This window comes from Phreatobacter sp., from assembly GCF_052440005.1.
Lineage (GTDB): Bacteria > Pseudomonadota > Alphaproteobacteria > Rhizobiales > Phreatobacteraceae > Phreatobacter.
Map to the genome: position 1 here is coordinate 1 of NZ_JBQVQL010000156.1, position 5,795 is coordinate 5,795.

7 protein-coding genes are annotated in these 5,795 nt (G+C 70.3%); 2 read left to right on the plus strand and 5 right to left on the minus strand.

All coding sequences use genetic code 11. The features are described 5' to 3' along the window. The 5 genes from ACT6XY_RS22265 to ACT6XY_RS22285 form a co-directional block, all read right to left on the minus strand. Window positions 1-185: translation initiation factor IF-2 associated domain-containing protein (locus ACT6XY_RS22265; protein WP_444750494.1), on the minus strand; the 185-nt coding region annotated here is incomplete at its 3' end. Continuing rightward, the gene (locus tag ACT6XY_RS22270) at window positions 175-927 is read right to left on the minus strand and encodes an RNA-binding protein (RefSeq protein ID WP_444750495.1); all 753 of its coding nucleotides are present in this window, start codon (window positions 925-927) and stop codon (window positions 175-177) included. The genes ACT6XY_RS22265 and ACT6XY_RS22270, both read right to left, overlap by 11 nt. A gap of 19 nt (window positions 928-946) precedes the next feature. Continuing rightward, on the minus strand, window positions 947-2,542 hold the full coding sequence (gene nusA / locus ACT6XY_RS22275; protein WP_444750496.1) for a transcription termination factor NusA: 1,596 nt from the start codon (window positions 2,540-2,542) through the stop codon (window positions 947-949). A 13-nt stretch (window positions 2,543-2,555) separates the two neighbouring features. Then, window positions 2,556-3,362 (minus strand): ribosome maturation factor RimP, encoded by an 807-nt coding sequence (gene rimP, locus ACT6XY_RS22280; RefSeq protein WP_444750500.1) that lies wholly within the window; start codon window positions 3,360-3,362, stop codon window positions 2,556-2,558. A gap of 206 nt (window positions 3,363-3,568) precedes the next feature. Then, window positions 3,569-3,979, minus strand: coding sequence for a TIGR02300 family protein (locus ACT6XY_RS22285; protein ID WP_444750497.1), 411 nt, complete (start codon window positions 3,977-3,979; stop codon window positions 3,569-3,571). Window positions 3,980-4,112: 133 nt separating this feature from the next. Between ACT6XY_RS22285 and aroA the strand changes: the two genes are divergently transcribed. Together aroA and ACT6XY_RS22295 are read left to right on the plus strand one after the other, a co-directional pair. Further along, window positions 4,113-5,450 (plus strand): 3-phosphoshikimate 1-carboxyvinyltransferase, encoded by a 1,338-nt coding sequence (gene aroA, locus ACT6XY_RS22290; RefSeq protein WP_444750498.1) that lies wholly within the window; start codon window positions 4,113-4,115, stop codon window positions 5,448-5,450. Further along, on the plus strand, window positions 5,447-5,795 hold a 349-nt coding region (locus ACT6XY_RS22295), incomplete at its 3' end, for a (d)CMP kinase (RefSeq protein WP_444750499.1). The genes aroA and ACT6XY_RS22295, both read left to right, overlap by 4 nt.

A 5,795-nucleotide genomic window follows, 5' to 3' on the forward strand; every position in this document is an offset into this window, starting at 1 on the left:
GCCGGACGCGGCGGCGCGAACGAGCGCGGCTTCGCCGAGACCTTCTCCACCACCACCGTCTTGGTGCGGCCGTGGCTGAAGCTCTGGCGAACCATGCTCTGTTCGTTACCGGCGGGCTTCTTCAGGCTGAGGGTCTTCCCCGTCAGGCTGATGGTCTTGTCGCCGGAGGTCTTCTCATCGGTCATTCGGTTCTGGTCCTGCCCCAGGCGGCTGGGTCCTGGAAATTCGGTGTTTCGGCTCGTTGACGGAAGCCGGAGGACTGCCTCCGGTCACGTCACCGGTGCGGTAGACCTCGAGGGCCGTGCATCTCGCGAGTGCATTTTCGCTCGGCCCGCCGGCGAGCAGCGCAGCATGTATCACATTCATGCGCCCCAATGCCAAATCCAATTGCAGCGAGGTGAACGCCGTCACCCGCGGCACGTTATCCGGCTCGTCGCCATAGATGCGACGCAGGACCTGGCCGAGCTTGCGAACGCCATCATCGCTGGCATCCGCGGCGTGAATAAGGCCGGCGGCGGTATCTGTTCCGAGCGCGGCCTCCACTTTGGAGAAGCCCGCCACCACGGCGCCCGCCTTGTTGGCGAGCGAGAGCGAGGCGAGGGCCTGGGCCTCCAGCAGCCGGTCGACGAGGTCCGCCAGGTCGGCGGGAGCCACGACGTCGGTGCGGAAGGCGCGGGCGAAGAGCTTGCGCCGCACCGCCTCGGCGATCGCCGCGCGGGTGGCGGTCACCCAGGCGCCGCGGCCGGGCAGGCGCGCCTTCAGATCGGGGACGACGGCGCCGTCGGGACCGAGGACGAAGCGGATCAGGCCCTCCGGCGAACCGGCGCGGCGGTTGACGATGCACGTGCGCTCGCTGCCGGCGCGCCCCGTCAGGGGCCCGCCGTCCAGCGTCGGCTCAGGCGCGTCGTTCTCCACCGCGATGACCACTCCCGCCCATCTCCCCGGCTCAGGCTTCGGCTTCGGCCGTCTCGGCCCCGGCCTCTTCGGCAGCCTCGGGCGCCTCGATCCAGCCGGCCTTGACGCGGGCCTGCATGATCATGGCCTCGGCCTCGTCCTTGGTCAGTTCGAAGCCGTCGAGGAAGCCGGCGTTCTTCACCGACTGGCCGTCCTTGCGCTCGGTCCAGCCGACGATGTCGTCCGGCACGCAGCCGGCGAAGTCCTCGAGCGACTTCACGTCGTTCTCGCCGAGCTTGACCATCATGGCGGTGGTCAGGCCGTCGACCTGGCGCAGGTCGTCGGCGACGCCGAGCTCCTTGCGGCGGGCGTCGTGCTCGGCCTCGATGCGGGCGATGGTGTCGAGAGCGCGGCGCTGCAGCTCCTGCGCGGTCTCCTCGTCGAACCCCTCGATGGAGGCGAGGTCGGAGAGCTCGACATAGGCGATCTCCTCGACCGAGCGGAAGCCCTCGGAGGTCAGCAGCTGGCCGACGACCTCGTCGACGTCGAGGGCGCCCATGAACAGCTTGGTGCGGGCCTCGAACTCGGCCTGGCGGCGCTCGCTCTCCTCCTGCTCGGTGAGGATGTCGATGTCCCACCCGGTGAGCTGGGAGGCGAGGCGCACGTTCTGGCCGCGGCGGCCGATGGCGAGCGAGAGCTGCGGATCGGGGACGACCACCTCGATACGCTCGCGGTCCTCGTCGAGCACGACCTTGGCGACCTCGGCCGGGGCCAGGGCGTTGACCACGAAGGTGGCGATGTCCGGGTTCCAGGGGATGATGTCGACCTTCTCGCCCTGCAGTTCGGCGACGACCGCCTGGACGCGCGAGCCGCGCATGCCGACGCAGGCGCCCACGGGATCGATGGAGGAATCGCGGGAGACGACGGCGATCTTGGCGCGCGAGCCGGGGTCGCGGGCGACCGCCTTGATCTCGACGATGCCGTCATAGATCTCCGGCACTTCCTGGCCGAACAGCTTGGCCATGAACTGGGGATGGGTGCGGGAGAGGAAGATCTGCGGCCCGCGCTGCTCGCGGCGGACGTCGAAGAGATAGGCGCGGACGCGGTCGCCGTTACGGAACATCTCGCGCGGGATCAGCTCGTCGCGGCGGATGATCGCCTCGCCGCGGCCGAGGTCGACGACCACGTTGCCGTATTCGACGCGCTTGACGAGGCCCGAAACGATCTCGCCGACGCGATCCTTATACTCGTCGAACTGGCGGTCACGCTCGGCCTCGCGGACCTTCTGGACGATGACCTGCTTGGCCGACTGGGCGGCGATGCGGCCGAAGTCGAAGGGCGGCAGGGTCTCGGCGATCCAGTCGCCGGGCTGGGCCGCCGGATTCTTGCGGCGGGCCTCTTCGGTGGCGATCTGGGTGGCGACGTTCTCGACCTCGTCCACCACCTGCAGCAGGCGGGACAGGCGGATCTCGCCGGACTTGGCATTGATCTCGGCGCGCACCTCGGTCTCCTGACCGTAGCGCGAGCGCGCCGCCTTCTGGATCGCATCCTCCATGGCTTCGAGGACGATCTGGCGGTCGATCTGCTTCTCGCGTGCCACCGCATCCGCGATCTGCAGCAGTTCCAGTCGGTTTGCCGAAACGGCCATGGGTCGTTCCCCTCTAGCGGGATGGTTTGGGTTTGGCGTAGCGGCCCGGGCCCTTGGGCTTGGGGCCGCGCGAATAGGGCGTGCCGGGCGACGGCTTCTTCTTCGGCGCCTCAGCGGAACGGACCGGACGGGGCGTGCCGGGGCGGACGATGACGAGTTCGGTGTCGTCGGTGGCGTCCTCAGCCTCCCCGGCGTCCCCGTCGAAGTCCTCGTCCTCCTCGTCCTCGTCCATGGCGCGGCCGGCGGCCTTGGCGCGGCGCAGCGCCTCGCGGATGAGGTCGTCGGTGAGCACGAGGCGCGCCTCGCCGATCTCCTCGATGGGCAGGACGATCTCGGCGGGCTCGTCGCCCTTGACGTCGGTGCGGCGGATCTTGGCGCCCGTGCCCTCGGCGCCGAGGATGAAGCCGCGGAAGCGCTTGCGGCCGTCCTGGGCGACCGCCATCTCGATCTTCGCCTCGTAGCCGGCCCAGCGGGCAAAGTCGCCGACGCGGACCAGCGGCCGGTCGATGCCGGGCGAGGAGATCTCGAGGTTGTAGGCGGCGGCGATCGGGTCCTCGACGTCGAGGACCGGGGAGAGCGCACGGCTCGTCGCCTCGCAGTCGTCGATGGTGAAGGTGCCGTCGGGCCTCTCGGCCATGATCTGCAGCGTGGAGCCGCCGGCCTGCGAGCCGGAGATGCGCACGCGCACCAGCCGGAAGCCGAGGCCCTCGAGCACCGGCCCGACGATGGCGGCGACGCGCGCGGCGACGCCGCTCTCGACGATCAGGCGCGGATCGGCCTCCGCCGGGGCATTCGCCTCGGTGGGCACTTCATCGGTGATGCGCGGCTCTTCCGCTGACAATCGACGCTCCGAAACTGGCCTCGCCGGCGGCTGAAACAAAAAGAGCGGGTCCCCGCAGGAACCCACTCTCACGATCGCCATCGATGAGGGTGTATGAATGACCGAAGTCGGCCCCTCACATACGCCCGGAACGGCCGGAGCGCAAGGGCCGCGGGCGCTGAACGCCCGCCGGCCCGGCTGCAGCCTTACTGGTCGTCCTCGTCGTCGGCGGCATCGCCGATGAGGTCGGAGACGTCGCCGTCGTCCTCATCCTCGTCCTCGGCGAGGAAGGTGTCGTCGTCGTCGGCGGCATCCTCCACGTCGACGTCCACGTCGTCGTCGAGGGTCGCGGCCTTGGCCGGGGACGCTTCTTCCTCGTCCGCCTCTTCGAGGCTCACGAGCTCGGCGTCCTGCACCTCGAGCTCCGCATCCTCCTCGTCCGGCTGCGGCGCAACCTTGGCGGCGGCGGCGGACGAGCCGCGGCGGGCGGGCTCGAACATCACGCGCTGCAGCACCTCACCCGTGTAGGGCGAGACGATGGGGTCGCGGTTCAGGTCGTAGAATTTCTTGCCGGTCGTGGGGCAGATGCGCTTCACGCCGAGTTCGGGTCTCGCCACGGCGGACTCCCTGAAAAGATCGCACTTCGTTTGAAGGGGGGTCAGTTGGACGCAGAGCCCCGGCTTGTCAAGAGGCTTGCGGCGCGGGATAGAGCGCGGCACCGGTTTTTCGAACGGACGGGACCATCCCACCTTGAGCGCCTCCGAGATAAAGACACCGCTGACCTCGCGCCGCGGCGCCGCCCTCACCGGCCACATCACCGTGCCGGGCGACAAGTCCATTTCCCACCGGGCCCTGATGTTCGGGCTTCTGACCGTGGGCGAAACCACGATATCCGGGCTGCTGGAGGGCGAAGACGTCCTCAACACGGCGAAGGTGTGCCGCCAGCTCGGTGCGACGGTGGAGCGCACCGGCCCGGGGGCCTGGCGGGTGCAGGGCGTCGGCGTCGGCGGCCTGAAGGAGCCGACAGAGCCGCTCGACTTCGGCAATGCCGGAACCGGGTGCCGGCTGATGATGGGCGTCATCGGCTGCCATCCGATCCGCGCGACCTTCGACGGCGACGCCTCGCTGCGCAAGCGGCCGATGCGCCGGGCCCTCGACCCGCTGGAGCTGTTCGGCGTCACGGTGGTGGAGCAGGGCGAGGGTGGGCGGCTGCCGATCACCATCCAGGGACCGAAGGACGCCGTGCCGGTGACCTATGAGTCGCCCGTGGCCTCGGCGCAGGTGAAATCCGCCGTACTGCTCGCCGGCCTCAACGCGCCGGGCATCACCACGGTCATCGAGACGGAAGCGACGCGCGACCACACCGAGCGGATGCTGACCCATTTCGGCGCCGAGGTGACGGTGACGCCGCATGGCGCGCACGGCCGGCGCATCGACCTCGTCGGGCGGCCGGAGCTGAAGCCGGCGCCGGTGGTGGTGCCGGCGGACCCCTCCTCCGCCGCCTTCCCCATCGTCGCCGCTGCCATCGTCCCCGGCTCCGACGTCACCGTCACCGGCGTGATGATGAACCCGCTGCGCACCGGCCTGATCACGACGCTGATCGAGATGGGCGCCGAGATCGAGGTTCTGAACCCGCGGGTGGAATCGGGCGAGGACATCGCCGACCTCCGGGTGCACGGGTCGCGCCTCAGCGGCGTCGACGTGCCGGCGCATCGCGCCCCCTCGATGATCGACGAATATCCGGTCCTGGCGGTCGCGGCCGCCTTCGCCGAAGGGCCGACGCGGATGCGCGGCCTGCACGAGCTGCGCGTGAAGGAATCCGACCGCCTGGCGGCGGTCGCGGCGGGCCTCGCGGCGGCGGGCGTCACCCACACCATCGAGGGCGACGACCTCATCGTCGCCGGCGACGGCAAGGCGCCGGGCGGCGGCACGGTCGAGACGCACATGGACCACCGCATCGCCATGAGCTTCCTCGTCATGGGCCTCGCCACGGCCCACCCGATGCGCGTCGACGATACCGCCTTCATCGCCACCAGCTTCCCCGACTTCGTCGGCCTGATGCGCGGCCTCGGGGCGGATTTCTCGTGATCATCGCCATCGACGGACCGGCGGCCTCGGGCAAGGGCACCCTCGCCCGCCGCATCGCCGCCCATTACGGCCTGCCGCATCTCGACACCGGCCTGCTCTATCGCGGCGTCGGGCAGATCATGCGCGACCGCGGCTTCCCGCTCGACAATGTCGAGATCGCCCAGGTCATCGCCGAGAACCTCGACCTCGCCGACCTCGACGCGGAGCGGCTGCGCACCCGCGAGGCGGGCGAGGCCGCCTCCGTGGTCGCCGCCCACGGGCCGGTGCGGCGCGCGCTCCTCGACCTGCAGCGCGCTTTTGCTGCCCAGGCGGGCGGCGCGGTGCTGGACGGGCGGGACATCGGCA

What these genes read in the sequence shown, in the direction of transcription:
- nusA (WP_444750496.1), bottom strand. Translation starts at nt 2,542, where the DNA reads ATGGCCGTTTCGGCAAACCGACTGGAACTGCTGCAGATCGCGGATGCG.